The 26,035-nt window shown below is 39.3% G+C and carries 17 protein-coding genes; 10 read left to right on the top strand and 7 right to left on the bottom strand.

The window, feature by feature from the left end; all coding sequences use genetic code 11:
* The first annotated feature begins 4 nt into the window (after positions 1–4).
* Positions 5–7,399, top strand: coding sequence for a T9SS type A sorting domain-containing protein (locus NOX80_RS12055; RefSeq protein ID WP_256550040.1), 7,395 nt, complete (start codon positions 5–7; stop codon positions 7,397–7,399).
* A 227-nt stretch (positions 7,400–7,626) separates the two neighbouring features.
* Here NOX80_RS12055 and yajC read toward each other — a convergent pair whose 3' ends face one another.
* The 4 genes from yajC to NOX80_RS12035 form a co-directional block, all read right to left on the bottom strand.
* Positions 7,627–7,902, bottom strand: coding sequence for a preprotein translocase subunit YajC (gene yajC, locus NOX80_RS12050; RefSeq protein WP_256550039.1), 276 nt, complete (start codon positions 7,900–7,902; stop codon positions 7,627–7,629).
* A 9-nt stretch (positions 7,903–7,911) separates the two neighbouring features.
* Positions 7,912–8,370, bottom strand: coding sequence for a DUF1573 domain-containing protein (locus NOX80_RS12045; RefSeq protein WP_256550038.1), 459 nt, complete (start codon positions 8,368–8,370; stop codon positions 7,912–7,914).
* A gap of 19 nt (positions 8,371–8,389) precedes the next feature.
* Positions 8,390–9,334: a transcription antitermination factor NusB gene (gene nusB, locus NOX80_RS12040; protein WP_256550037.1), complete on the bottom strand. Its 945-nt coding sequence runs from the start codon at positions 9,332–9,334 to the stop codon at positions 8,390–8,392.
* 87 nt (positions 9,335–9,421) lie between these two features.
* Complete coding sequence (locus NOX80_RS12035; RefSeq protein WP_256550036.1) at positions 9,422–10,525, bottom strand: Glu/Leu/Phe/Val dehydrogenase dimerization domain-containing protein; 1,104 nt, start codon at positions 10,523–10,525, stop codon at positions 9,422–9,424.
* Between the two features lie 198 nt (positions 10,526–10,723).
* Between NOX80_RS12035 and NOX80_RS12030 the strand changes: the two genes are divergently transcribed.
* From NOX80_RS12030 to NOX80_RS12010, 5 genes are all read left to right on the top strand, one after another.
* Positions 10,724–12,472 carry an ABC transporter ATP-binding protein gene (locus tag NOX80_RS12030; protein ID WP_256550035.1) on the top strand — a complete coding sequence of 583 codons (1,749 nt, stop codon included), beginning with the start codon at positions 10,724–10,726 and terminating at the stop codon, positions 12,470–12,472.
* Positions 12,473–12,545: 73 nt separating this feature from the next.
* Positions 12,546–12,920: a PUR family DNA/RNA-binding protein gene (locus NOX80_RS12025; protein WP_256550034.1), complete on the top strand. Its 375-nt coding sequence runs from the start codon at positions 12,546–12,548 to the stop codon at positions 12,918–12,920.
* Between the two features lie 133 nt (positions 12,921–13,053).
* Positions 13,054–13,743: a response regulator transcription factor gene (locus NOX80_RS12020; protein WP_256550033.1), complete on the top strand. Its 690-nt coding sequence runs from the start codon at positions 13,054–13,056 to the stop codon at positions 13,741–13,743.
* Positions 13,744–15,111, top strand: a complete 1,368-nt coding sequence (locus NOX80_RS12015; RefSeq protein ID WP_256550032.1) for a sensor histidine kinase — start codon at positions 13,744–13,746, stop codon at positions 15,109–15,111.
* 61 nt (positions 15,112–15,172) lie between these two features.
* A complete protein-coding gene (locus NOX80_RS12010) occupies positions 15,173–15,631 on the top strand; it encodes a hypothetical protein (RefSeq protein ID WP_256550031.1) in 459 nt (152 codons plus the stop codon).
* 86 nt (positions 15,632–15,717) lie between these two features.
* On the opposite strand, the gene NOX80_RS12005 is transcribed toward NOX80_RS12010, so the two are convergent.
* Complete coding sequence (locus NOX80_RS12005) at positions 15,718–16,710, bottom strand: helix-turn-helix domain-containing protein (RefSeq protein ID WP_256550030.1); 993 nt, start codon at positions 16,708–16,710, stop codon at positions 15,718–15,720.
* Between the two features lie 126 nt (positions 16,711–16,836).
* Here NOX80_RS12005 and NOX80_RS12000 point away from each other — a divergent pair, with 126 nt between their 5' ends.
* Together NOX80_RS12000 and NOX80_RS11995 are read left to right on the top strand one after the other, a co-directional pair.
* Positions 16,837–17,670 (top strand): siderophore-interacting protein, encoded by an 834-nt coding sequence (locus tag NOX80_RS12000; RefSeq protein ID WP_256550029.1) that lies wholly within the window; start codon positions 16,837–16,839, stop codon positions 17,668–17,670.
* Positions 17,671–17,687: 17 nt separating this feature from the next.
* Positions 17,688–18,440: an ATP-binding cassette domain-containing protein gene (locus NOX80_RS11995; protein ID WP_256550028.1), complete on the top strand. Its 753-nt coding sequence runs from the start codon at positions 17,688–17,690 to the stop codon at positions 18,438–18,440.
* Positions 18,441–18,533: 93 nt separating this feature from the next.
* Here NOX80_RS11995 and NOX80_RS11990 read toward each other — a convergent pair whose 3' ends face one another.
* Positions 18,534–21,575: a PAS domain-containing hybrid sensor histidine kinase/response regulator gene (locus NOX80_RS11990; protein WP_256550027.1), complete on the bottom strand. Its 3,042-nt coding sequence runs from the start codon at positions 21,573–21,575 to the stop codon at positions 18,534–18,536.
* Positions 21,576–21,577: 2 nt separating this feature from the next.
* Positions 21,578–22,720 carry an FIST signal transduction protein gene (locus tag NOX80_RS11985; RefSeq protein WP_256550026.1) on the bottom strand — a complete coding sequence of 381 codons (1,143 nt, stop codon included), beginning with the start codon at positions 22,718–22,720 and terminating at the stop codon, positions 21,578–21,580.
* A 429-nt stretch (positions 22,721–23,149) separates the two neighbouring features.
* Between NOX80_RS11985 and NOX80_RS11980 the strand changes: the two genes are divergently transcribed.
* Both NOX80_RS11980 and mgtA read left to right on the top strand, forming a co-directional pair.
* Positions 23,150–23,290 (top strand): hypothetical protein, encoded by a 141-nt coding sequence (locus NOX80_RS11980; protein ID WP_256550025.1) that lies wholly within the window; start codon positions 23,150–23,152, stop codon positions 23,288–23,290.
* 45 nt (positions 23,291–23,335) lie between these two features.
* Complete coding sequence (gene mgtA, locus NOX80_RS11975) at positions 23,336–26,023, top strand: magnesium-translocating P-type ATPase (protein WP_256550024.1); 2,688 nt, start codon at positions 23,336–23,338, stop codon at positions 26,021–26,023.
* Positions 26,024–26,035 lie beyond the last annotated feature (12 nt).

Below are 26,035 nucleotides of genomic sequence, written 5' to 3'. Positions count from 1 at the left end.
TCAAATGAAGCAGAGATTACTCGCAACCCTCGTATTCCTCTGTACATTCTTTGTACAGCAGAGTACCAAAGCGCAAACCCTCGGACCGGGAGACATCGCCTTTATCGGCTATGATTTCGGTACCACAGACGGGTTTTCATTTATCGCCCTCAAGCCCCTTCCGGCCGGTGAAACGATTTACTTTTCGGAACAGGGATGGACAGCTACAGGCTGGGCTACCAATTCGGAAACCCACTTACAATGGGTTATCCCTTCTACCGTTCCTTGCGGAACGATTATCACAGTTATGGAAACGTCAGCAGACACGTTTACCGTTAGTGGTACATCCGGATTTAGTATTGCACTAAATTCGAACTTTAATTTATCAGGTGGTGACCAGATTCTGGCTTACCAAAGTACATCGGGAGTTCGACCGGCTAGTCCGATCTTTATTGCCGGAGTTCATGGTGATTACAACAGTACCAACTATGACGTGACAACGACATGGAATGACAATAATACCTCCGGTACGGCCGAAAGTATTCTTCCTACCGGACTTACGAACGGTGTAAACTGTATTTCACTTTTCCCGGCACCGGGACCGGAACAAGCTTATAGTAAATACGGCGGAACCTTAACCGGAACTGCTACTGCTTTAAGAGCAGCCATTAACAATACTGCTAACTGGAATAAAAACGCTACAGCATCGTCTGGTCTTTTACCGGCTAATTACCCGGTACCAAACGTAAACTGTGTCGTTATTGTAAATCCAACGGTAACAACAACTGCAGCGACCAATGTTGGTGCAGTAAAAGCTACTTTAGGAGGTAACGTAACTGCCGATGGTGGTGCTTCTGTTACTGAAAGAGGAATTGTATGGGCTTTAGGAGCCAATCCAACTACATCAGACAACAAAGTAACTATTGGAACCGGAACCGGATCCTTTAGCTCGGTTATTTCGTCTTTACCATCTGCAACGACAATCCATTTCAGAGCGTATGCAATTAACTCGTCTGGAACGGCTTATGGAAGTGACTTAACTTTCACAACGAACGCAGCTTTAACCGCGACTTCTTCCTCTACAAATGTTTCTTGTAACGGAGGTTCAAACGGTACAGCTACTGTAGTTGCTTCGGGAGGTGTTACACCTTATATCTATTCATGGTCTCCGGCTGGAGGAACTAATGCAACAGCTACAGGTTTAGCAGCACTTACTTATACTTGTACCATTACGGATAACGAAGGTACTTCGATTACCAGAAATGCAACCGTTTCCCAACCAACTGTTTTAACAGCAACTTCGTCTAAAACGAACGTGAGCTGTAATGCTGGTTCCAATGGTACTGCTACTGTTGTAGCAATAGGAGGTACAGCGCCTTATACCTATTCATGGGCTCCATCCGGAGGAACCAATGCAACTGCATCTGGTTTATCTGTAGGAAATTATACGTGTACAATTACCGACAGTAACGGATGTACAATCTCAAGAGGCTTTACGATTACACAACCATCCGCAATGTCAGTTACTACTTCCAGAACCGATTTATCGTGTAACGGAGGAGCTAATGGTATTGCTACTGTTAACGTTACAGGAGGAGTACCTCCTTATACCTATTCATGGGCTCCGTCGGGAGGTACAGCTGCAACAGCTACCGGTTTAGCAGCAGGATCTTATACTTGTACTATCACCGATTCTAACGGTTGTACAGCAACCCGAAACTTTACGCTTTCTCAGCCAACAGCTTTGGTAGTAACAGCAGCAGCTCAAACTAACATTGCTTGTAACGGAGGCGCTAACGGTTCAGCTACAGTTTCAGCAACCGGTGGTGTTCCGGGATATACTTATTCATGGGCTCCTACAGGAGGAACTGCCGCAACAGCTACTGGTTTAGCGGCTGGTACATATACCTGTACTATAACCGATGCTAATGCTTGTACTAAAACACAATCATTTACAATTGTAGAACCAACTGCTATAACAGCAACTACTTCTTTTACTACAGTTTCTTGTAACGGTGGTGCAAACGGTACTGCAACAGTAGTTCCTTCAGGAGGAACAGGACCTTATACCTATTCATGGGCTCCGTCTGGAGGGACCAATGCAACTGCTACTGGTTTACCTGTAGGTGTTTATACATGTACGATTACAGATGCTAACGCTTGTTCTATTACAAGATCTGTTACCATTACACAGCCATCAGCTTTAACTTCTACTGCATCGATGACTACTGTTGCTTGTAACGGTGGATCAACCGGTGTTGCTACGGTTAACGTTTCCGGTGGTACTGCTCCATATACTTATTCATGGGCTCCGTCTGGAGGTACAGCAGCAACTGCTTCTGGACTTGCTGTAGGTGTATACACAGTTACTGTTACTGATGCGAATGCTTGTACTTTAACAAGATCATTTACAATCACTCAACCAACGGCTATGACAGCTGCTACTTCATTTACTACTGTTTCTTGTAACGGTGGTACTAACGGTACAGCTACAGTTAGTGTTTCCGGTGGTACTCCGGGATATACCTATTCATGGGCTCCAACAGGTGGTACAGCGGCAACGGCTACAGGTTTAGCTGCAGGTACTTATACTTGTACGATTACTGATGCTAATGCATGTACTATAACAAGAACATTTACAATTACACAACCGGCACCATTCACAGCTACGGGTTCATCAACTAATGTTTCTTGTAACGGCGGCGCTAATGGTACAGCGACTGTAACTCCTTCAGGAGGAACAGGACCTTACACCTATTCATGGGCTCCAACAGGAGGTACTGCTGCAACTGCTACTGGCTTACCTGTAGGTGTTTACACATGTACAATTACAGATGCTAATGCGTGTACTACAACCAGATCGGTTACTATCACACAACCAACTGCTTTAACTTCTACTGCATCGATGACTACTGTTGCTTGTAACGGTGGATCAACTGGTGTTGCAACAGTTAATGTTTCCGGTGGTACAGCTCCGTATACTTATTCTTGGGCTCCTTCAGGAGGTACAGCTGCAACTGCTTCTGGACTTGCTGTAGGTACTTATACTGTTACTGTTACTGATGCTAATGCTTGTACTTTAACTAGAACATTTACAATCACACAACCGACAGCGATGACAGCTGCTACTTCGTTTACTACTGTTTCTTGTAACGGTGGTTCAAACGGTACAGCAACGGTTAACGTTTCTGGTGGAACTCCGGGATATACCTATTCATGGGCTCCATCCGGAGGTACAGCTGCAACAGCTTCTGGTTTAGCTGCAGGTACTTATACAGTTACTATTACTGATGCTAATGCTTGTCAGATCACAAGATCATTTACGATCACGCAACCAGCTGCTTTAACAGCTTCTACTTCATCTACAAATGTTTCTTGTAATGGTGGTACTAACGGTACGGCTACAGTAGTTCCTTCAGGAGGAACAGGACCTTACACGTATTCATGGGCTCCGTCAGGTGGTACAGCAGCTACAGCTTCTGGTTTAGCAGTAGGTACTTATACTGTTACCATTACTGACGCTAATACTTGCCAGATCACAAGATCGGTTACTATTACACAACCTACAGCTTTAACTTCTACTGCATCGATGACTACTGTTGCTTGTAACGGTGGATCAAATGGTGTTGCTACAGTTAACGTTTCCGGTGGTACTGCTCCTTATACTTATGCATGGGCTCCGTCAGGAGGTACAGCGGCAACTGCTTCTGGTTTAGCAGCAGGTACTTATACTGTTACTGTTACTGATGCCAATGCGTGTACTTTAACAAGATCATTTACAATCACACAACCAACTGCTTTAACTTCTACTGCATCGATGACTACTGTTTCTTGTAACGGTGGTGCTAACGGTATAGCTACAGTTAACGTTTCCGGCGGTACAGCTCCTTATACTTATTCTTGGGCTCCTTCAGGAGGTACAGCTGCAACAGCTACCGGTTTAGTAGCAGGAACTTATACTGTTACTGTTACGGATGCGAATGCTTGTACTTTAACAAGATCATTTACAATCACACAACCAACGGCTATGACAGCTGCTACTTCGTTTACTACTGTTTCTTGTAACGGTGGTACTAACGGTACAGCGACTGTTAGCGTTTCCGGTGGTACTCCAGGATATACCTATTCATGGGCTCCAACAGGTGGTACAGCGGCAACGGCTACAGGTTTAGCTGCAGGTACATATACTTGTACGATTACTGATGCTAATGCATGTACTTTAACTAGAACATTTACAATTACACAACCGGCTCCATTTACAGCTGCTGGTTCATCAACTAATGTTTCTTGTAACGGTGGTACTAATGGTACAGCGACTGTAACTCCTTCAGGAGGAACTGGACCTTATACGTATTCATGGGCTCCAACAGGTGGTACTGCTGCAACAGCTACTGGCTTACCTGTAGGTGTTTACACTTGTACGATTACTGATGCTAATGCATGTACTACAACCAGATCAGTTACTATCACACAACCAACTGCTTTAACTTCTACTGCATCGATGACTACTGTTGCTTGTAACGGTGGATCAAATGGTGTTGCTACAGTTAACGTTTCCGGTGGTACTGCTCCTTATACTTATGCATGGGCTCCGTCAGGAGGTACAGCGGCAACTGCTTCTGGTTTAGCAGCAGGTACTTATACTGTTACTGTTACTGATGCTAATGCGTGTACTTTAACAAGATCATTTACAATCACGCAACCGACAGCTTTAACTTCTACTGCATCGATGACTACTGTTTCTTGTAACGGTGGTGCTAACGGTATAGCTACAGTTAACGTTTCCGGCGGTACAGCTCCTTATACTTATTCTTGGGCTCCTTCAGGAGGTACAGCTGCAACAGCTACCGGTTTAGTAGCAGGAACCTATACTGTTACTGTTACGGATGCGAATGCTTGTACTTTAACAAGATCATTTACGATCACACAACCAACGGCTTTAGTTGCTACAGCTTCGGCTCAAACTAACGTGGCTTGTAACGGTGGTGCTAACGGTTCAGCTACTGTAGCTGTAACTGGTGGTACTCCAGGATATACCTATTCATGGGCTCCGACAGGAGGTACCGCTGCAACAGCTACCGGTTTAACAGCAGGTACTTACACTGTTACTATTACTGATGCTAATGCATGTCAGGTTACAAGATCATTTACGATTACGCAACCAACTGCCTTAGTTGCAACAGCTTCGGCTCAAACTAACGTTTCTTGTAACGGTGGTACTAACGGTTCGGCTACTGTTGCTGCAACTGGTGGAGTTGGCGTTTATACTTACGTTTGGGCTCCAACAGGTGGTACAGCTGCAACAGCTACCGGTTTAGCAGCAGGAACTTATACTGCTACTGTTACCGATGCTAACGGATGTTCTACTACACAATCATTTACAATTACCCAGCCTACTGCTCTTGTAGCAACGGCTTCTGCTCAAACTAACGTTTCTTGTAACGGTGGTACAACTGGTTCAGCTACTGTAGCTGCAACTGGTGGAGTTGGCGTTTATACTTACGTTTGGGCTCCAACAGGTGGTACAGCTGCAACAGCTACCGGTTTAGCAGCAGGAACTTATACTGCTACTGTTACCGATGCTAACGGATGTTCTACTACACAATCATTTACAATTACCCAGCCTACTGCTCTTGTAGCAACGGCTTCTGCTCAAACTAACGTTTCTTGTAACGGTGGTACAACTGGTTCAGCTACTGTAGCGGTAACCGGAGGAACTGGTGCTTACACTTACGTTTGGGCTCCAACAGGTGGTACAGCTGCAACAGCTTCTGGTTTAGCAGCAGGTACATACACTGTTACTGTTACTGATGCTAACGGATGTTCTGCAACACAGTCATTTACAATTACTCAGCCTGTTGCTTTAGTTGCTACAGCTTCAGCTCAAACAAATATTGCTTGTAACGGTGGTACAACTGGTTCAGCTACTGTAGCGGTAACCGGAGGAACGGGTGCTTACACTTACGTTTGGGCTCCAACAGGTGGTACAGCTGCAACAGCTTCAGGTTTAGCAGCCGGTACATACACTGTTACTGTTACTGATGCTAACGGATGTTCTGCAACACAGTCATTTACAATTACTGAACCTACAGTTCTTGTAGCAACGGCTTCTGCTCAAACTAACGTTGCTTGTAACGGTGGTGCTAACGGTTCAGCCACTGTTGCTGTAACTGGTGGTACTCCAGGGTATACCTATTCATGGGCTCCAACAGGTGGTACAGCTGCAACAGCTACCGGTTTAGCAGCAGGAACTTATACTGCTACTGTTACCGATGCTAACGGATGTTCTGCAACACAATCATTTACAATTACTCAGCCTACTGCTCTTGTAGCAACGGCTTCTGCTCAAACTAACGTTTCTTGTAACGGTGGTGCTAACGGTTCTGCTACTGTAGCTGTAACTGGTGGTACTGGTGCTTATACTTACGTTTGGGCTCCGACTGGTGGAACAGCAGCAACAGCTTCTGGTTTAGCAGCAGGTACTTATACTGTTACTGTTACCGATGCGAATACATGTGCTACGACACAATCGTTTACAATTACTGAACCGGGTGCTACAGTTGTTACAGCTCAGCCAGGAAACAGTACAATTACTTCAGGAGGAAATGCTTCTTTCTCTGCTACAGTAACAAATGCTACAGCTTATCAGTGGCAAATGAGTACTAATGGTGGTACAACTTGGAATAACATTAATAATGGTGGTACAAACCCTGTAGTTTCAGGTGCAACTACCAATACATTAACGTTAACAGGTGTACCGGCTTCATACAACGGACATCAGTTCCAATTAGTTGCAACTAACGGAGTTTGTTCTCCTGTAAATTCAAATGCAGCAACATTAACGGTTAACAATCAGGTTATCCTTGCGGTTAACGACGATTTCTCAACTAACCCTGTAGTAAATGCTACCGGTGGTGTTGCCGGAGACGTTACAGCAAACGATTTATTAAACGGATTACCAGTTAATGATAATGCGATCACTATTACTTTAGTAAACAACGGAGGTTTAACCGGAGTTACTATCGATGCTAACGGAAATGTAAACGTACCGGCACTTTCTGCACAGGGAACTTATACATTAACGTATTCAATCTGTGAAATAGCAAACAGTACAAACTGTAGTACTGCTACTGCTATTGTTGTAGTTGCGCCACCAATGGGCGTTACTGATTTCGAGTCGGTTGCAGTGAATATCTTCCCTAACCCGGCTACTTCAACAGTAACGATTAAATTGATGAACAACATTTCTAATGCAAACGTGACCGTGTTCGATATGAACGGACGTCAGGTGATACATCAGAACCTACGCAACGAAGAGACCAACATCAATGTTGATCAATTAGAAGCAGGTGTTTATATCTTTAATATCGTAACCGATAAAGGTAAAACAACGAAGCGAGTAATTAAGACTAATAAATAGTCCTGATTAAAACTTCATAAAAGAAAACCTCCGCCAATGGCGGAGGTTTTTGTTTTTAGGTAGTTAGTCTCCCTCTCTTTCCCCTTTCCCCTTTCCCCTTTCCCCTTTCCCCTTTCCCCTTTCCCCTTTCCTCTTTGCTATCCAAACCCAGCAGGTTATAAAAACCTGTCGGGTAAAAAAAAGGCAACTCATTTGAGTTGCCTTTTTAACCATGTAATGGTAAAAGTTTATTTTGCTGCGTTTGCTTTCTGACTTAATTCCATTGAAATAGCAGAACGCTCCATTTTAATTTTTCCAGCCATCGTTTCAATAACAACTGAATCATCATATAATTCAGCAATCTTCCCGTGGATTCCGGATTTGGTAATGATCTTATCACCTACCTTAATATTGCTTTCGAATTCTTTTTCTTTCTTTTGTCTTGTTTGTTGCGGGCGGATCATTAAAAAATACACCACAACGAACATTAATATAATTGGTAAAAATTGTCCTATTTGTCCCATCTTAAAAAATTATTTTGCTTTAGGAGTAACATCGGCTTTAATCGTTACCGTTTCGTTACCTTTAGCAGTATTTGTAGTTAAAGTTACTGTTTTTTGTTGTTGTCCCGGTTTTCCGGTAGAATCGAAAGTTACTTTCATCGGAGCAGAAGTTCCCGGTTTAATCGGTTCTTTAGGCCAATCCGGAACAGTACATCCGCAACTTCCCTGTGCATTTACAATAATTAAATCCGCTTCACCATCATTGGAAATTGTAAAAACGGTTTCTGCTTTATCCCCTTCATTAATCGTTCCGAAGTTGTGTTCTTCTTCATTGAATTTAATTACAGGCATCTTTCCAGAAGCCTCATTGTTTTTAGCAGCCGCCGCTACACTTGCATCATCAATTTTTTCAGATGCATTTTCTTTTTTACAAGAAGTTGTTAGCACTAAGGCAGCTATGGCTAACATTCCAAGAGTTTTGTTAATCATATTTGATTTTTTTACAATTTTACATTAAACCTCTTCCGGTTTTTATCAGTTTGTTTTCTTTTTGATAGTCTTTTACCAGATTATCTAAAATTCCGTTGATAAAAATACTACTTTTTGGAGTAGAATATTCCTTTGCAATTTCTAAATATTCGTTAATTGTCACTTTTACCGGAATAGACGGGAACTTTAAAAATTCACAGATAGCCATTTTTAAAATAATAGCATCAATCTCGGCGATACGTTCGGCATCCCAGTTCGGTGTTTTATCCACAAACTCTTTTGTAAGCTCCGGATTATTTAAAACGGTTTTACGGAACAGGTTTCGAACAAATTCTTTATCGTCAATATCTTTATATAATTTAGAAACGATAAAAGCATCCGGATCTGTATTCTTGATTTGTTTCAATTGCTTCTGAACGGCTGTATTAACCAACGGAATATCATCAATCCAGGTTAGTTTGTGATCTTCCAGATAATCATACAATTTTTCATTCGGTGCAATAATCTCGGTAAAAATATCGACTACAAACTGCTGATCTTCTTCAAACGTATTCACGTTATTACGCATATACGTTTCATACAGTTTGCTTTTTTTAATCGCATCCAATAAGATCAGGATATAATCATCGTTATTTTTCCAGTTATGAATTTTACGATCCTCTAAAGCAATACCCAAAGAGTTACTTTCTGAAAGTACTTCCAGAATAGCATTGTTGATAAACTTTTTGTTCGGATTGCGCTCTTCTTTCGTAGCCAGGTGTTTTTTACTTGATTTGTCGATAAAATCCGCTTCCGCGTTTTTGATTTCCACTAAAGAGGAAAGCATCATTAAATATAAATCCTGAATATTTTCAATACTATGAAATAGGAATTTCTCCTCCTTTTCAAGATTATCGGAACCATTTTGATGCATTGCATAAATGGATTGCATCACTTTTACACGAATATGTCTTCTGTTTAACATCCTGCTGATAAGAACTTTTAAAAATTAAAGAAGCGAAAGAATACTCTTTCGCTTCGCAAAATTAAAAAATATATTGTTTGAAAACTACTACTTCGCGTTTTCTTTTTTACGGGCATCGATACGCTCCTGTGCCATACGCATAGCAGCCTGGTGCGTTGTAATGTTATTTTCTTTTGCATAATTGAAAATATCCAACGTTGTATTGAAGATATTTTCGGTTCTGCGCATTGCTTCTTCTTTACCGTATCCGGCAATTTCTCCGTATACATTGATAATACCTCCGGCATTGATCAAGAAATCCGGTGCATAAAGAATACCTCTTTCCTGTAATCTTGCTCCGTGAATATTCTCAACTGCTAACTGGTTGTTTGCTGCTCCGGCGATAACTTTTGCCTGAATTTTTTCGATTGTATCATCGTTAATAGTAGCTCCTAATGCACATGGCGCATAGATATCCACATCAGCACTGTAAAGATCGCCTCCGTTGAAAACTTTTGCTCCGTATTTTGCACCTACTTCCTGTAAACGTGCTTCATTGATATCTGTAATTTGTACTAAAGCACCTTCTTTAGAGATCAATTCTACTAAAGTTTCACCAACGTGACCGATACCTTGAACTAAAATTCTTTTTCCTTCCAGGTTATCTGTACCAAACTGGTATTTTGCAGCTGCTTTCATTCCCATATAAACACCATAAGCCGTTACCGGAGATGGATTTCCGGAACCTCCTCTTGATTCGGAGATACCTGTTACATAAGGTGTTACATCACGGATAAGATCCATATCCGCTGTAGTAGAACCTACATCTTCTGCTGTGATATATTTACCGCTTAACGAATTAACAAACTGACCGAATTTTGTGATCATTTCCGGTGTTTTATCAACTTTAGAATCACCAATGATAACCGCTTTTCCACCACCTAAATTCAATCCGGAAATAGCTGATTTAAAAGTCATACCGCGGGAAAGACGTAAAACGTCGTTTAATGCTTCCCATTCGTTTGTATATTTCCACATTCTGGTTCCTCCTAAAGCAGGTCCTAAAACTGTGTTATGAACACCGATTATTGCTTTTAAACCAGTATCTTTGTCGTGACAAAATACGATTTGCTCATGATTATCAAATGAAACCTGCCCAAAAACCGGGTCGATTTTATGAAGCTCATTAGCACTTGTAACTTCTGTTATCATGTTTTTTTTATATTGAGGTTGAAATTTATTCAAAAATAGACTGCTAAATTACACTTATATTCAGAATTATTCAACACAAATCGTTTTTTTTAATTATTCAATAATAGTTATTTTTAAAAACAACCTCGGAAATCGTTGCTAAAAAACAAGCATTTTTAACAGATTTAAAGAAATATTAAAACCTACAGAATAAAAAAAATGAAAGAACTTCAATATTTAAACAAATATTTCATCAAATACAAATACCGCTTTTTATTAGGCGTAATCATTACCATCATTGCCCAATTCTTTACACTATATACTCCAAAATTAGTTGGTGATTCAATAAAAGCATTGGAAAACAGTAAATTGGACCCCGACACTGTACGAAGTCTGCTGATCGAAAATATTATTATGGTTATTGTTACGACATTAATTGCCGGTTTCCTGACATTCCTGATGCGGCAAACACTTATCGTAATGTCCCGCCATATTGAGTTCGATCTTAAAAATGAAGTATTTCAGCAATACGAACGTCTGTCTCAGAATTTTTATAAAAGAAACAGAACCGGTGACCTGATGAACCGAATCAGTGAAGATGTCGGTAAAGTACGTCAATATGTAGGACCTGCTGTAATGTATTCCATCAACACCTTTATTCGTTTTGCAGTAGTAACGGTACAGATGTATATTATTTCACCGGAGCTAACATTATATTCATTACTTCCATTGCCTTTTTTGGCGTATAGTATTTTTAAAATCAGTTCCGAAATCAACAAACGCAGTACCACTTACCAACAGAATTTATCCAAACTATCCACATTTACCCAGGAAATGTTCTCCGGAATTCGCGTTATAAAAGCCTACTCTATTGAAAGTGACAAACACAATGACTTTACAGCATTATCACAGGAAAGTAAAGATAAAAACATGCGCCTTGCCAAGGTAAATGCTTTATTCGGTCCGCTTATGATTCTTTTAATCGGTGCCAGCAACCTTGTCGTTATATATGTCGGCGGTATGATGTATATCAACGGTAGCATTCCGGATATCGGCGTAATTGCACAATTTATATTATACATTAATATGCTTACCTGGCCGGTAGCCTCATTAGGATGGGTATCTTCCATGATTCAGGAAGCAGAAGCTTCTCAAAAACGAATTAATGAATTCCTTAAAATCAAACCGGAAATTCAGAATACCGTACCTGAACACACACCCGTTAACGGTGAAATCCTGTTCGACAATGTAACCTTCACTTACGAAGATACAAACATTACCGCCCTTAACGAAGTGAGTTTTAAGCTCAATAAGGGAGAAACATTGGCCATATTAGGAAAAACCGGTTCCGGAAAATCAACCCTATTATCACTTATCAGTCGGTTATATGATGTAAGCAACGGTTCGGTAAAAATAGACGGTCAGGACATTCGTTCGCTTAATCTATTTGATGTCCGTAATCATATCGGTTTTGTCCCTCAGGATGCTTTCCTCTTCTCAGATACCATTAAAAACAATATCAAGTTCGGAAATGAAGAAGCTACAGATGACGAAGTAATCGATGCAGCTAAAAAAGCGGTAGTACACAAAAACATCGTTAAATTTAAAAACCAGTATGATACGGTTTTAGGAGAAAGAGGTATTACTTTATCCGGTGGTCAGAAACAACGGGTATCGATTGCCAGAGCGCTGATCAAAAACGCTCCTATCCTACTTTTAGACGATTGTCTGTCGGCTGTAGATACCGAAACAGAAGAGGCAATTTTAAGCAATTTATCGAATTTCTGTAAAGATAAAACTACAATTATCGTCAGTCATCGGGTCTCTTCCGCTAAAAATGCCGACCAGATTATCATCCTCGACAACGGAAAAATTATCCAGCAAGGAACTCATAATCAACTGGTAAACCAAGACGGATACTATAAGGATCTGTACTTTAAACAACTTTCAGAAAAAGAATTACAATAAATGTTGGTTTTTTTGGTTTTTTTTTAGATTTTTGAGTTCTACTTAACACCAATAAATTATTGACTGAAGGATTATGAGAGAAAATGAAATGTTAGAAAAAGAAGAGATTTTTTCTAAAGTTTTACGCGCTGGAAGAAGAACGTATTTCTTCGATGTGAGAGCTACAAAGGCTGATGATTATTACATTACGATTACTGAAAGTAAAAAATTCACGGAAGACGACGGCTCATTCCATTTCAAGAAACACAAAATTTATTTATACAAAGAAGATTTTGCCGCTTTCAAAGATATCTTGAATGAAATGACTTCCTATGTTCTGAATCATAAAGGAGAAGAAGTAATTTCGGAAAGACACCAGAAAGACTTCAAAAAAGAGTATTTTTCTGAAAAATCTGAAGATGAGAAATCTTCCGGAAGCTTCACTGATATTGACTTTGATGATATTTAATATTGAATAAAAAACTACACCAACCGAAAGCCTGGAAATATTAGAATTTTCAGGCTTTTCTTTTTTATATATCCGTTACCAATCCTTATATTGTTTTACTTTTGTTATCAGTAAATATTTAGTCCGGACGAATATGCCAAAAATTCTGATTGTTGAAGATGATACCCGAGTAGCCGAATTACTCAAAAGAGGCCTCGATGAAGAAGGATTTGAAACCCAACTGGCCTATGATGGTGAAATGGGAAAAAAATTATCGCTCTACAATACCTATGACCTGGTCATTACCGACATTATATTGCCCAAAATAAGCGGAATTGACTTGTGTCTTTCCATCCGTAAAAACAATCCCGGTTTACCTATTATTATGCTCACCGCTTTGGGAACGACTGACGACAAAGTAGACGGATTTGATGCCGGAGCCGATGATTATCTGGTTAAGCCTTTTGATTTCCGGGAACTATTGGTACGCATCCGGGCCTTATTAAAGCGAAGCAGTAATGCAACCAATTTTACCGATAAATTTACTTATCACGATCTCGAACTCAATTATAATACAAAGACAATAAAACGAGCCGGAAAAGAAATCAGCCTGACACCTAAAGAATTTAAATTACTGGAATACATGATGTTAAATTCAGAACGTGTATTAAGTCGGACAGAAATTGCCGAAAAAGTCTGGAATACCCATTTTGATACCGGAACCAATTTTATTGACGTCTATATCAACTATCTCCGAAAAAAAATTGATAAAGATTTTGATACCAAACTGATCCATACCAAATCCGGAATGGGTTTTATTTTAAAACTGGAAAGCGATACGTAAATGACCATACAAAACCGATTGAGCTTATTGTTTACCTGTCTTACCGCATCCATACTTTTGGTTTTTGCGGTGATTATCTATGTATCCGGTGAAAAAAACAGGGAAAATACGTTTTATAAAACGCTGCATAAAGAAGCGCTTACAAAAGCCAATCTGTTTTTTAAAGCTAAAATCGACGCTAAAACCCTTCAGGCCATTTATACCAGTAACCGTACGATTATTAATGAGGTTGAAGTAGCCATTTATGACAGTCAATATAACCTTTTATATCATGATGATGTTGACATTGACGTGGTAAAAGAGAACAAAAAAATGTTGAGTTCGGTTTTAAAGACAAAAGAAATCCGGTTTTACCTCGACAAATGGCAGGCGATCGGAATGCGATATGAACATCAGGGTAAAAAGTACATCATTATGGCCGCTGCCTATGATCTGAACGGTTATCATAAGATATATATCGCCAAACGGAATATCCTGATTGTCTTCCTTTCGTCTATTATTTTTATCTATATCATGGGGCGGATTTTCTCCCGAAAAGCACTCTCTCCGGTAAGTCATATCGTAGCCAATGTAAAGGAAATTTCAGCCACTAATCTTGATTTAAGGGTCAACATTCCAAAAAGTAAAGATGAAATCGCCGAATTGGCCACTACTTTTAATGAAATGCTCAACCGATTGGAAAAATCATTTGATGCCCAAAAAGATTTTGTTTCCAATATTTCGCATGAATTACGAACGCCGTTAACAGCCATGCTTACGGAATTACAACTTTCTGCCGGAAATCTGCGTACGAATGAAGAATACCGAAAATCGATTGAAAATGCAATTAATGATGCGCAAAAACTAGTTCGTTTGTCCAATAGTTTGTTGGATTTGGCTAAAGCCAATTACGATCAGACGGAAATCGGACAAAAAGAAATTCGTCTCGATGAAGTATTACTCGACGCGCGTAATGATGTACTGCACAATCAGCCGGAATTTAAAGTCAACCTCATCTTCGAAAAAGAAATTGAAGATGACGATTTTATTTCGGTTAAAGGAAACGAATACTTACTCAAAGTCGCTTTTATGAACCTCATCGAAAACGGCTGTAAATTCTCGGAAGAAAAAGAAAGTACGATAGCGATCACTTACTTTAAAGATAAAACCATCATTCGGTTTCAGGACAACGGAATCGGGATTACACCGGAAGATTTACCCAATATCTTTACTCCGTTTTTTAGAGGATCGAATAAAAGTTTTGCAAACGGAAACGGAATCGGTTTATCCTTAACCCAAAAAATCATCGCTTTACATAACGGGGAAATCACATTGGTATCGGAACCCAATGAAGGAACCACTTTTACAGTGGAATTACCGCATGTGTAATTTTTTTTCATACATATGTGATAAATTTCATATATTTATGATATTAAATACTCTTACTGCTATGAAATACATAAATAACAATACCAATACTACTCTAAAATCCTTACGTGGATTATTACTTATCTGTGTTTTAAGTTTGTTTACGCCCAACTCTGTCACTGCACAGCAACAGTCGGTTAAATCAAAAATATCTTCGGAAATTCCGAAAAAATCAGGACAGTTAATTACTATCAGAGGTACCGTTAGTGAAAAGGAACTTCCATTACCCGACGTTCGTATAGTGATCGACGGTTATGAATCGTCGATGGCCATAACGGATATTGATGGAAATTTTGAAATTACTTTTCCGAAATCGTTATTAAAAAAAGGAATTGTTTTACAATCTTCTCATCCCGCATTTCAAACCAATACGCAAGAAATAACAAGTAACGATGTGAAAAAAAAGCGCCCTGTAGTAATCGATATGGTTGCTGTACAAAAACATGATGTTATTGGTTGTATCGATATAAAAAAGAGATAGGTGTAATTCTATCCGGCACAACCATTCAAAATTTAAAATTCAACATTCAAAATAACACAACGTCTTTTCTCTTGTTTCTTTATTCTTTATTCTAAGACAAGTTTGCCCGGTGTAACTCCGAATTTTTTCCGGAAAGCCGTTATAAAATGCTGTACATATTCGTAACCGCAATAATCGGCTACTTCGGCTATTGTTCGTTTTTGATCCAGTAAAAGATGTTTCGCCTTTTGCATTCTTAAGTCATGCAGATAACCGAAAACCGTCGTATTAAAAACCTCTTTAAACCCTTTTTTCAATTTAAAATCATTTAATCCTACTTCATGTGCCAATTCCACTAAAGTATACGGATTGCTGATATTTTGTTCTATTAAAGTTCGGGCATAGTAAATTTTTTCTATATCCTGTGCTTTCATCACGTCTTTCTTTCCGCTCGCTTGCTGTTCAAACTGCGCCAATTGTAACATAAACAACTCAATTGACTTCGATTCGATAAACAAACGTTTTAATAAACCGGTATGCTGACAATTTACCATTTCTGAAATGATCATATTCATTTGCGGAGTGATCATCATATTTTCTTTGCTGACAACCGCCATACTTCCCTTCTCTATCGCTGAGAAAAACGGATCCAATACCGGATTACCGAGAGCGGCAAAACGCTTAAAATAATCTTCCGTAAAATGAACTTCAAAAAAACTGTTGGCTTCCTGTTGCTTTTTAATATTAAAATGGCCTTCAAAATCTTTCGCAAACATCAGGTTGTGCTGTTGCGGCTTAAAATGAAAAATTTCCCGGTTTCGTTTTGTAGTAGCCGTACTATTACCGGATAACGCAAAATGCATTTCAAATACCGAATAATTACTCTCTACTTTTAAAGATATATCTTCTTTAATACGCGTATTTCCTTTCGTGATATGAATCCCTTCAAACCAAAGATCTTTAATATCAGAAGATCCTAATATCGGATGTACTATTGAAATATTCTTTTCATTATAAGCGGCATCACTTTTAAAATTATCAGGCAATTCTCTTTCAAGTAATATATCATTCAAATCCGTATTGGTAATCGTCATTTTCATAAATAATCCGTTTTGAGTAATTGATAATCCGTTTTGAGTACACTTTAAAAGTCGATAAAGCTGATCTTTGTCAAAGATATAAATTATTTAGAAACAATCTAAATAATATTTTAACCTGAAAGCATCATGGCAAAGAAAGAAAATAAAGCACAACACATTATTAATGCAACGTTAAAAGTAAAACACAAAGAATATATAACGCCACATTATTTAAGGATTACATTGACCGGTGCGGATGTTCCGCTATTTGCTGCCGCGACTGTTGGAGAAAATAATAAAATATTTATCCCGCCGGTTGGTGTAAACGAAATACACTTCCCGACTTTCGAAAACGGAAAATGGTCGTATCCGGACGCAGCTGTAAGTCCTGCTGTACGTACCTATACACATCGGGGTATTGATCTTGAAAAAAAGGAAATGTATATCGATTTTGTGGCTCATGGCGATAATGGTCCGGCGTCAGCATGGGCAATGCAGGCCGAAGAAGGCGCTATACTCGGAATAGCCATGTACGGACTCAAAACGGAGCTTTATCCGCAAGCTGATTGGTATTTACTGGCCGGAGATGCTACTGCCATTCCTGTTATCAGTGCCATTATGGAGGATCTGCCGGATAGTGCCAAAGGAGTTGTTCATATTTTAGTTGAAAGCCCGCGGGAAATTCAAACGATTTATACCCGATCTAAAATTGTGGTAAACTGGCATTTCTATGATGCTGCTTTACAAAATACAATCCTTGAAGATCGTGTCAGAGAAACAACATTACCCGAAACCGGAGCGAGTCGGTTTGCTTATATCGCCGCCGAATTTTCAGCTGTAAAAGCAATACGGAATTACCTCCGTAAAGAGCAAAACTGGAATCGTGAGGAATTGTATGCCTACTCCTATTGGAAATTCGGGACAACAGAAGACCAATCGGCTATCGAACGCCGAGAAGAACACCAGTCTATTCCCAACTAATTTTTATTAATTATAACATGAGATTATTCCGCGCTATACAACCTGAAATCGATCGTTTTGACATTCGGCTTGAAAACGTAACATTCGGTTATATCAAAGATATAAACATCGTAAAAGGTGTTTCGTTCCACATCAAAGAGCAAAGCAAGGTGGCTTTGGTTGGTGCGGCAGGTTCCGGAAAAACAACATTAACCGGTTTAATTGCCCGGATGTGGGATCCTAAAAAAGGACGTATCAAAATTGGCGGAACCGATATTACCCGAATTCCGCAACGTCAGTTAATCCGCTATATTGATATACTTTCCGTATCACAGCCATTACCGGACGATACGCTATATAATGCAATCCGATCAGCTAATCCGGAAGCTACAGAAGATCAAATATTCGATGCCGCCGAAAAAGCCCGCGTGATTGATTTTGCCTGGGAATTACCCGATGGTATGCATACACAATTACAACATCCGGAATACCGTTTATCCGACGATGAAAAATTGCGGATTCACATGGCACGGGCACTATTAAAAAAGGCGCCTATTCTGATCCTGGACGAGACTATAACGGTATCAGATCCGACAAATCGGATTTATATCGAGAAAGCAAAACAAGAACTATTGAACGGAAAAACGGTTATTATTATTACCCGTGATCCGGAGACTATAAAAAATGTTGATCAGGTATTGGTGATGAATGACGGAAAACTGGAAGAACATTCCGATGCCGTTTTTTATTCCAATCATACCCAACAATGGAATCTCCGTCTGGAGTTCTGACAATTTCCATAACCAGCTTTTTTTGATGCAACGTTTTTAAGGGTTTCTGCGATGACAATCAAGGAAACCTTTAAAAACAAATACAAATCGAAATTAATGCAGCTCATATTTGTTTAATTGTGCAACCACGGTTTGCAATTGCATTTTTACAAAAGCATACAACATTTTAATCTCTTTTGCCTCATCATTGTCTTTTGCTAATTGTTCCAATAACTTTAATTCGTCTGCTATTGACGTAATTCGCAAGCTCTCCACACTCGGTCTGATCTTATGCACCAGTTTACCCAGATCTGTAAATTCTTCTTTTTCCATTGCGGATTCCCCTTTATCGATCATTTCTGTTACCTGTGTCATAAAAACCTGAACCACTTCCCGGATAAAATCATCACTATTACCGGATAATTCCCGCAACATTTCGAGGTTATATAACTTTTGTTCCGTTTCCGATTCCGGTTGCAGAACATCCGGTTGTCGCTTTTTCATGCCATATTTAGCAATGAGCCCGATCAATACATCTTCATCAAAGGGTTTTGTAACATAATCATTCATCCCGGCGGCATAACATCGATCGATTTCCGTTTTAAAAGCATTAGCTGTCAGTGCAATTATAGGCGTATCCAGTTGCAGTTCTTTACGGATGACTTTAGTAGCCTTAATTCCGTCCATTTCCGGCATTTGGATATCCATAAGGATGACATCAAATTTTTTCTGTTTTAAAATTTCAATCGCTTTTAATCCGTTTTCCGCTTCTTCAACCTGACAATTGTAATATTTCAGCGAATTCTGAGCGACCATCCGATTTAGTATATTATCTTCTACCAATAATACCGAAACATCCTGAAGACTTCCCGGTTCCCTCTTTTTACCGGTTGTTTGTACTCTTTCAGGATCTCCTTTTTCGAGCTTCAGGTAAATATGAAAGGTCGTTCCGATTCCTTTTTCACTTTCAATTTCAATCCGTCCTTTCATTAATTGTACCAGCTCCTTAGTGATAAACATTCCCAATCCGGTACCACCGTATTTTTTAGTCGTTGCCGCTTTATCTTCCTGTGAAAACTTCTTAAAAATATCTTTAACATAACCTGCATCCATACCAATACCGGTATCCTTAACCGATATTCTTACTTTTTGTCGGCTAATATCATCCTGAATCAAATCACAATGGATTAAAATCTCACCTTTTGCCGTAAACTTAATGGCATTTCCAAGCAAATTAAACAGAATTTGTTCCAACCGAAGTTCATCTCCTTTTAATACCTTACTGATTTCAGGAGCTACATTTTTATGTACCGTTAATCCTTTTTCCCTTGCTCGCGGACTTAAAACCGTGATCACATTCCCGATTGTATTTTCCAAAACAAAATCGGTATTCTCCAATGCCATTTCACCGGCCTCGATTTTCGAAATATCCAAAACGTTATTAATAATCGCCAAAAGATGTTTGGACGCTATTTCGCTATTATTAATATAATCCCGTTGTGTGGATGTTAGTTGTTGTTTGCTCAGTTCTCTCAGAAAACCGACAATCGCATTTAACGGTGTACGGATTTCATGACTCATCTGAGCCAGAAAAGCTTCTTTTGATTTCGAAGCCTGTTGTGCCTTTATTTTTTCATTTTTCAGGGCTATTTCCAGTCGTTTCTGTTCGGTAATATCCAAATGAATTCCTATGGATCCGATCCATTCTCCATTATCATCATAATTAGGTCCGCCACTAATCGCCCACCAACGCAGTTCCCCTTTTTTGTTTTTTACCGGTAACTGAAATAAGTTCGATATTCCGTTTTCCCGTAGTTTTCGTTTCGCCTTTACTAATTCCAGATGTTCGTCAAACATAAACAATTCCGGTGCATATTTTCCGAGGATTTCATCGAGTTCATAACCGGAAATCGTAAGGAATCCCTGATTGGCATATAAGATATTCTCATCGCGGTCGACTTCAATTAGCCCCATGTTCATATTAGCGATGATGTTTCTATATTTTTCTTCCTGTGCTTTCAGACTGTTTTCGGCTTTTTTACGTTCGGAGATATCCTCTATAAAGGCACAGAAAAATTTTTCATCGTTATGTTCGATCGGTAATATTGAAATTTCAATCGGAAATTCATTCCCTTCCCGATTAAGTCCGGTAAGCTCGATCTGTTTATTTAACACCGGTCCTTCTCCGGTTTCCAGATAATGTTTCATTCCTTTATTATGACCTTCAATATAACGGGACGGAATAATCGTTTCCGTAAGGCTTTTTCCGAATACTTCCGTTTGTGACCAACCAAACATTTTTGTAGCCTGTCGGTTCCAAAACGTGATGTTTCCTTTACTATCGATATTAATGATCGCATTCAAAGCCGCATTCATGATTAATCGATTGCGTTCTTCGCTCTGTTCAATCAGGGAAAGCGTTTTCTCTCTTTCAGTCACATCCGTATATTTCCATAAATGCCCTTTCAATTCACCGTTGACAAGAATCGGCACATGATCCCGTTCAAAAAAACGGCCATCGATTGTTTCCATAATCTCGTTTGTTACCATCATTTTATTCTTGAATATGGTTTCAAAACGATTTTTAAAGAGTCCGGAATCTTTAAACAAATGACAACTTTCGATAACCATCGCCTTACAATTCTGACCGATCAGATCATCCGGTGCTTTTCCCAGTTGAAAAAAGTCGCAAAACAATTGGTTTACAAATAAGATATTCCGGTCTTTATCTTCCACAAGAATACCGGATTGCAGGTTCGCCAATAATGTTTTAAGCAGCTGAATCGTATGATTAAGGCTTTCTTCCGATTCTCTTCGCTTATTGATTTGTTCATTCAGATAGCCGGAAATAAACAACAAGTCATTTTTTTCCTTATCGCTGATCATTATAGGTTCCTCATTAATTTGCTGAAGGCTTTCGTATAAATTATCTATCGAACGTTTTTTAAGTTCGTATTCTTTTTTAAGGCTTTCGTTTACTTCATTATATTCTTTTTCACTTTCCTGAAAGGCATGATGCATAATATTTTTTTCCTTTTCATAGGTTTGATATGTCGCATCGATCGCATCCAGGAACTGATTCATGTCGTTGTGTTGTCTAAGTGTTTTCGGCAAATATTTGATAATTTGCTTTTGTAGTAATTTATGATACGTCATAATCAATCAATTTCATTAAGTCCTGTGATGGTCATAGTCTGGTTATGTAATTCACAATTGGAGAAAGGGTGTAACGGCGATATTTCGCCATAGGAATAAAATCCGGTCAAAAGTGTTTCCGAACCGAACATATCCGCAACGGCCTCTACCTCTTCCTCAATTCGGTTTCCCAATATTAATTTTCGCCCTACACAACTGATCAGTAAAGCCAGTTTTGGACTTGTACGGGCTAACGAAAGACAGGAATTAGCGGCATCACTGGCGGCATCAATCAGTTTATCAAAATTAGCCTTCATAAACCTGACTTTGCTTCCTTCCGGCAGATCACCTGCAAACGTCATCGTTTTAGTATTATTATCAACAGAAAGAATCGTCCGTACTATCGTTTCCTCTCCGTTATTTAGTTTTAATGCCAACGGAAACAGTAATGCCGATCCGGGTAATTCGGCAGCATAATCGCCTAAATAGGTTTTATACAATTCCAATGCATTCTTATGATCAATTTCATATAATATATTTTGATCCGAACGCGTAACGGTTCGTTCTAATCCGAATACATCCCATCCGCCCAAAGAACCATGAGACAAGATTAGTTTATCGCCATAAAATCCAATCGCTACTATCTTTCCGGATTCGGGATAATTATTCAATCCGACAAACGTTTTTTCAAACCGATCCGCATCACCCGCCAAACCTCCGGTTATTAAAACCTGATCCGGTTTTACAGAATTCATCCCTTTTACCAGTTCGCTTCCGTTCACCTTACCACCATCCGATATTATAAATATCAGGCGTAAACCGGTAATCGGCAGTCGTTCAACTAATGCTTTTCCGGCTTCAAAACCGGATGAAAAATCTTCAATTGTAACCTGAGCTGTGGCAAGTGTAGTCGTATTAAATGAAACCGCACAAACGGAAACTGTTCCGTCGCGTACTTCTCTGTCGTATATTTCACCGGAAGAAGAGCACAAAACAATTGTAGCAAACGGAAATTGTAATTTTAAAAATTCATACGTATCCGGTGTGCGTATTAACTCCGGCGCGCCAAACCCCATTACCAATTGTGCTTCTGAAAAAACAAGCTGATCGTCGTTTCGGATACTGGTAAATACCCCATCCTTATAAGATAACAAAGCCGTTTTCATAACTTCTCTTTTAATCGTTATAAAAGACGATTCGCTTTTGGGAATGCCGGATTATTCCGGGAATACTGTTGTTAAAGGTAGTTAAAGCCATAGGTATTGTTTTTTGGGGATCGCGTTACCTAAATTACTAAAAAAACACCTTTTTTATAACATTTTAAACTTAAATTTAATTTAAATTCACTAATTTAAGCTATAACATACTCACAAACAATACAATTACTTAATTTACTTACTTTTTCAAAATTGACAGCTTCTAATATTTTTCTAATAATATTCTAAAGTGTCTCTAACAGCCTTGTGAACAGGCTTACCTTACCTTTGCCGTAATAATAACTATAATCATGGACGATTATCCCGAATTAAGTACTAACATTTCTCTTTAAGGACAAGCCGTTTGTTTGTTCTTCAGGGAGCAAAAACATGGATGTCATGAAATTAATTTCTTTTTTAATTACGGTCTTTAAGCCGGTTAAATCAAAACAACCGGTTAAAAATTACGATACCTTTTTAGGTTTGGATCTGGATTCGCTTTTGTCGGAAACCGGAAGCAGGAAGCGTTGCCCGCAATAAAACGGCAAATCCGACCCAAAAGTAACTCCTTAAAAAAGTACCGTAATGTTTATCTCAAAAATAAAATCAGCTAAAACCATTTTACAGGGTTTTGATTCCAATCAGGCGAATCGTCTTTATGAAGCAGCCAAAGCCGGATCTATATCCCTTTATTCCTTTCTGGAAAGTAACCCGGACGGATTAACCGCGGAACAATCGGAAGAAAAAAGAAAAGTTTTCGGATACAACGAAATCATGCATGAAAAGCCGGCGCCGTGGTATTCCCAGTTGTTAAGCACATTTATCAATCCTTTTATTATTGTACTGATTGTACTGCTACTCATTTCTATTGTAATGGATATTATTCTGGCCGAACCGGGTCAGCAGGATTACAAAACCATTATTGTTGTCAGTGTAATGGTTATATTGAGTTCCTTGCTTCGCTTCTGGCAGGAATTCAGTAGCAGTAAAGCCGCAGAAGAGCTCAAGAACATGGTGGAAACGACCGCTACAGTTTTACGTGGTGTCGGCGGGAAACAGGAAATTAACTTTAAAGATATTGTACCCGGTGATATTGTTTACCTAAGTGCCGGAGATATGATTCCGGCCGATATCCGTATCCTGCAATCCAAAGACCTTTTTGTAAGTCAGGCCATTTTAACCGGCGAATCTCTTCCGTTGGAAAAAAGCGATCTTCCAATTGATTCCGATACAGAAAAATCACCTTTGGAACTTGATAATATCTGTTTTATGGGAACCAATGTAATCAGCGGCACGGCAACAGCAATCGTTGTCACTACCGGAAACGATACTTATCTCGGAAAAATCGGAAAAGCTTTGGGCACTAAACGTCCGGAAACCAGTTTTGATAAGGGTGTAAATAAAGTAAGCTGGCTTTTGATCCGTTATATGCTGGTAATGGTTCCGTTGGTATTTGTAATCAACGGATTAACCAAAAATAACTGGATGGATGCTTTGCTTTTTGCGATTGCGATTGCCGTGGGATTAACACCGGAAATGCTTCCGATGATCGTAACGGCTAATTTGGCAAAAGGCGCCAAAAACATGAGCAAAAGAAACGTAATCGTAAAACGGTTAAACGCCATACAAAATATCGGAGCAATGGATATTTTATGTACGGATAAAACGGGTACGCTAACGATGGACAAAATCATTCTGGAACGCCATCTGAATGTTCTGGGAAATGATGATGATGAAGTACTGAAATGGGCTTACTTTAACAGCTTCCACCAAACCGGACTAAAAAATCTGTTGGATGTAGCTGTTCTGGAACATGTGGAGCTTCACGATTATCTTAAAGTGGAAGAAAATTACCGTAAAGTAGATGAAATTCCGTTTGATTTTCAACGTCGCCGTATGAGCGTGATTCTGGAACAAAAAAACGGTAAACAGTTATTGATTTGCAAAGGAGCTGTTGAAGAATTACTGGATTTGTGTTCTCATGCTTTTTATCCGGGCGAAAATGCACAGATCCATATTGAAAATGATACGATTGTTCCTTTAGACGATACAATACGGACTACTGTAATGCATACTTCTAAAAAGCTCAACGAAGACGGTTTGCGAGTATTGTTAGTAGCCATTAAAGAATACGATTCCCGTAATGCCAATTATACTATTGCGGATGAAAAAGATATGGTTTTGACCGGATTTATCGGTTTTCTCGATCCGGCCAAACCGTCTGCAAAACCAGCCATTGAAAGTCTTCAAAAGCTTGGTGTTTCGATTAAAGTTTTAACCGGCGACAATGATATTGTAACCAAAAAAATATGTCGTGACGTTGGAATTCCGTTTCATAATGTCCTTTTAGGTCATGAAATCAGTCAGCTAAACGATACGGAATTAAGCAAACGATTGCAAACGACCAGTATTTTTGCGAAACTGAACCCCGTACAAAAATCCCGGATTGTTTCTCTTTTTCAGGCACAGGGTCATACTGTAGGTTTTATGGGCGACGGAATCAACGATGCACCGGCTTTACGTCATGCCGATGTAGGGATCTCTGTAGACACGGCTGTTGATATTGCGAAAGAAAGTGCCGATATTATTTTACTTGAAAAAGACCTGATGGTCTTACGAAAAGGAGTCGTATATGGTCGGCGAACTTTCGGAAACATTATTAAATATATTAAAATGACCACCAGTAGTAATTTCGGTAATATGTTCAGTATGTTAGGCGCCAGTATTTTCCTTCCGTTTTTACCGATGCTACCGATTCAACTGCTGATTCAAAACTTGTTGTATGATATCTCACAAATCGCTATTCCGTGGGACAGAATGGATAAAGATTTTCTCGAAAAACCGCAAAAATGGGACGCCAACAGTATTAGTCGGTTTATGCTTTGTATCGGTCCGATCAGTTCGATATTCGACTATATTACATTTGCCGTTTTGTTTTATGTTTTTAAAGCCAATGCGCCTGAACAACAACAATTGTTTCAAACCGGTTGGTTTGTAGAAGGTTTATTATCACAGGTATTAATTGTACACATGATCCGTACCCGAAAAATTCCTTTTATTCAAAGTTGGGCTACCGCTCCGGTTGTAGCGTTGACATCATTGGTAATGTTAATCGGATTACTGATTCCGTTTACTCCGTTTGCATTATCCGTAAACCTGCAACCATTGCCGTTTAGTTATTTTCCGTGGCTAATCGGGATTTTAACCGGTTATTGCTTTTTGGTACAATTCGCCAAGGAACGATTTATCCGAAAATTCGGTTCCTGGTTATAAGCACTATTCTAT

This window comes from Flavobacterium cerinum (assembly GCF_024496085.1).
In the GTDB taxonomy this organism is placed as follows: domain Bacteria; phylum Bacteroidota; class Bacteroidia; order Flavobacteriales; family Flavobacteriaceae; genus Flavobacterium; species Flavobacterium cerinum_A.
The sequence above is the reverse complement of the archived record's forward strand: the minus strand, read 5'-3'. Positions and strand labels throughout refer to the sequence as shown.

Excerpts from the sequence above, each read along its gene's own strand:
- NOX80_RS12055 (WP_256550040.1), top strand. The coding sequence starts at position 5 with ATGAAGCAGAGATTACTCGCAACCCTCGTATTCCTCTGTACATTCTTT.
- yajC (WP_256550039.1), bottom strand. The coding sequence starts at position 7,902 with ATGGGACAAATAGGACAATTTTTACCAATTATATTAATGTTCGTTGTG.
- NOX80_RS12045 (WP_256550038.1), bottom strand. The coding sequence starts at position 8,370 with ATGATTAACAAAACTCTTGGAATGTTAGCCATAGCTGCCTTAGTGCTA.
- nusB (WP_256550037.1), bottom strand. The coding sequence starts at position 9,334 with ATGTTAAACAGAAGACATATTCGTGTAAAAGTGATGCAATCCATTTAT.
- NOX80_RS12035 (WP_256550036.1), bottom strand. The coding sequence starts at position 10,525 with ATGATAACAGAAGTTACAAGTGCTAATGAGCTTCATAAAATCGACCCG.
- NOX80_RS12030 (WP_256550035.1), top strand. The coding sequence starts at position 10,724 with ATGAAAGAACTTCAATATTTAAACAAATATTTCATCAAATACAAATAC.
- NOX80_RS12025 (WP_256550034.1), top strand. The coding sequence starts at position 12,546 with ATGAGAGAAAATGAAATGTTAGAAAAAGAAGAGATTTTTTCTAAAGTT.
- NOX80_RS12020 (WP_256550033.1), top strand. The coding sequence starts at position 13,054 with ATGCCAAAAATTCTGATTGTTGAAGATGATACCCGAGTAGCCGAATTA.
- NOX80_RS12015 (WP_256550032.1), top strand. The coding sequence starts at position 13,744 with ATGACCATACAAAACCGATTGAGCTTATTGTTTACCTGTCTTACCGCA.
- NOX80_RS12010 (WP_256550031.1), top strand. The coding sequence starts at position 15,173 with ATGAAATACATAAATAACAATACCAATACTACTCTAAAATCCTTACGT.
- NOX80_RS12005 (WP_256550030.1), bottom strand. The coding sequence starts at position 16,710 with ATGAAAATGACGATTACCAATACGGATTTGAATGATATATTACTTGAA.
- NOX80_RS12000 (WP_256550029.1), top strand. The coding sequence starts at position 16,837 with ATGGCAAAGAAAGAAAATAAAGCACAACACATTATTAATGCAACGTTA.
- NOX80_RS11995 (WP_256550028.1), top strand. The coding sequence starts at position 17,688 with ATGAGATTATTCCGCGCTATACAACCTGAAATCGATCGTTTTGACATT.
- NOX80_RS11990 (WP_256550027.1), bottom strand. The coding sequence starts at position 21,575 with ATGACGTATCATAAATTACTACAAAAGCAAATTATCAAATATTTGCCG.
- NOX80_RS11985 (WP_256550026.1), bottom strand. The coding sequence starts at position 22,720 with ATGAAAACGGCTTTGTTATCTTATAAGGATGGGGTATTTACCAGTATC.
- NOX80_RS11980 (WP_256550025.1), top strand. The coding sequence starts at position 23,150 with ATGAAATTAATTTCTTTTTTAATTACGGTCTTTAAGCCGGTTAAATCA.
- mgtA (WP_256550024.1), top strand. The coding sequence starts at position 23,336 with ATGTTTATCTCAAAAATAAAATCAGCTAAAACCATTTTACAGGGTTTT.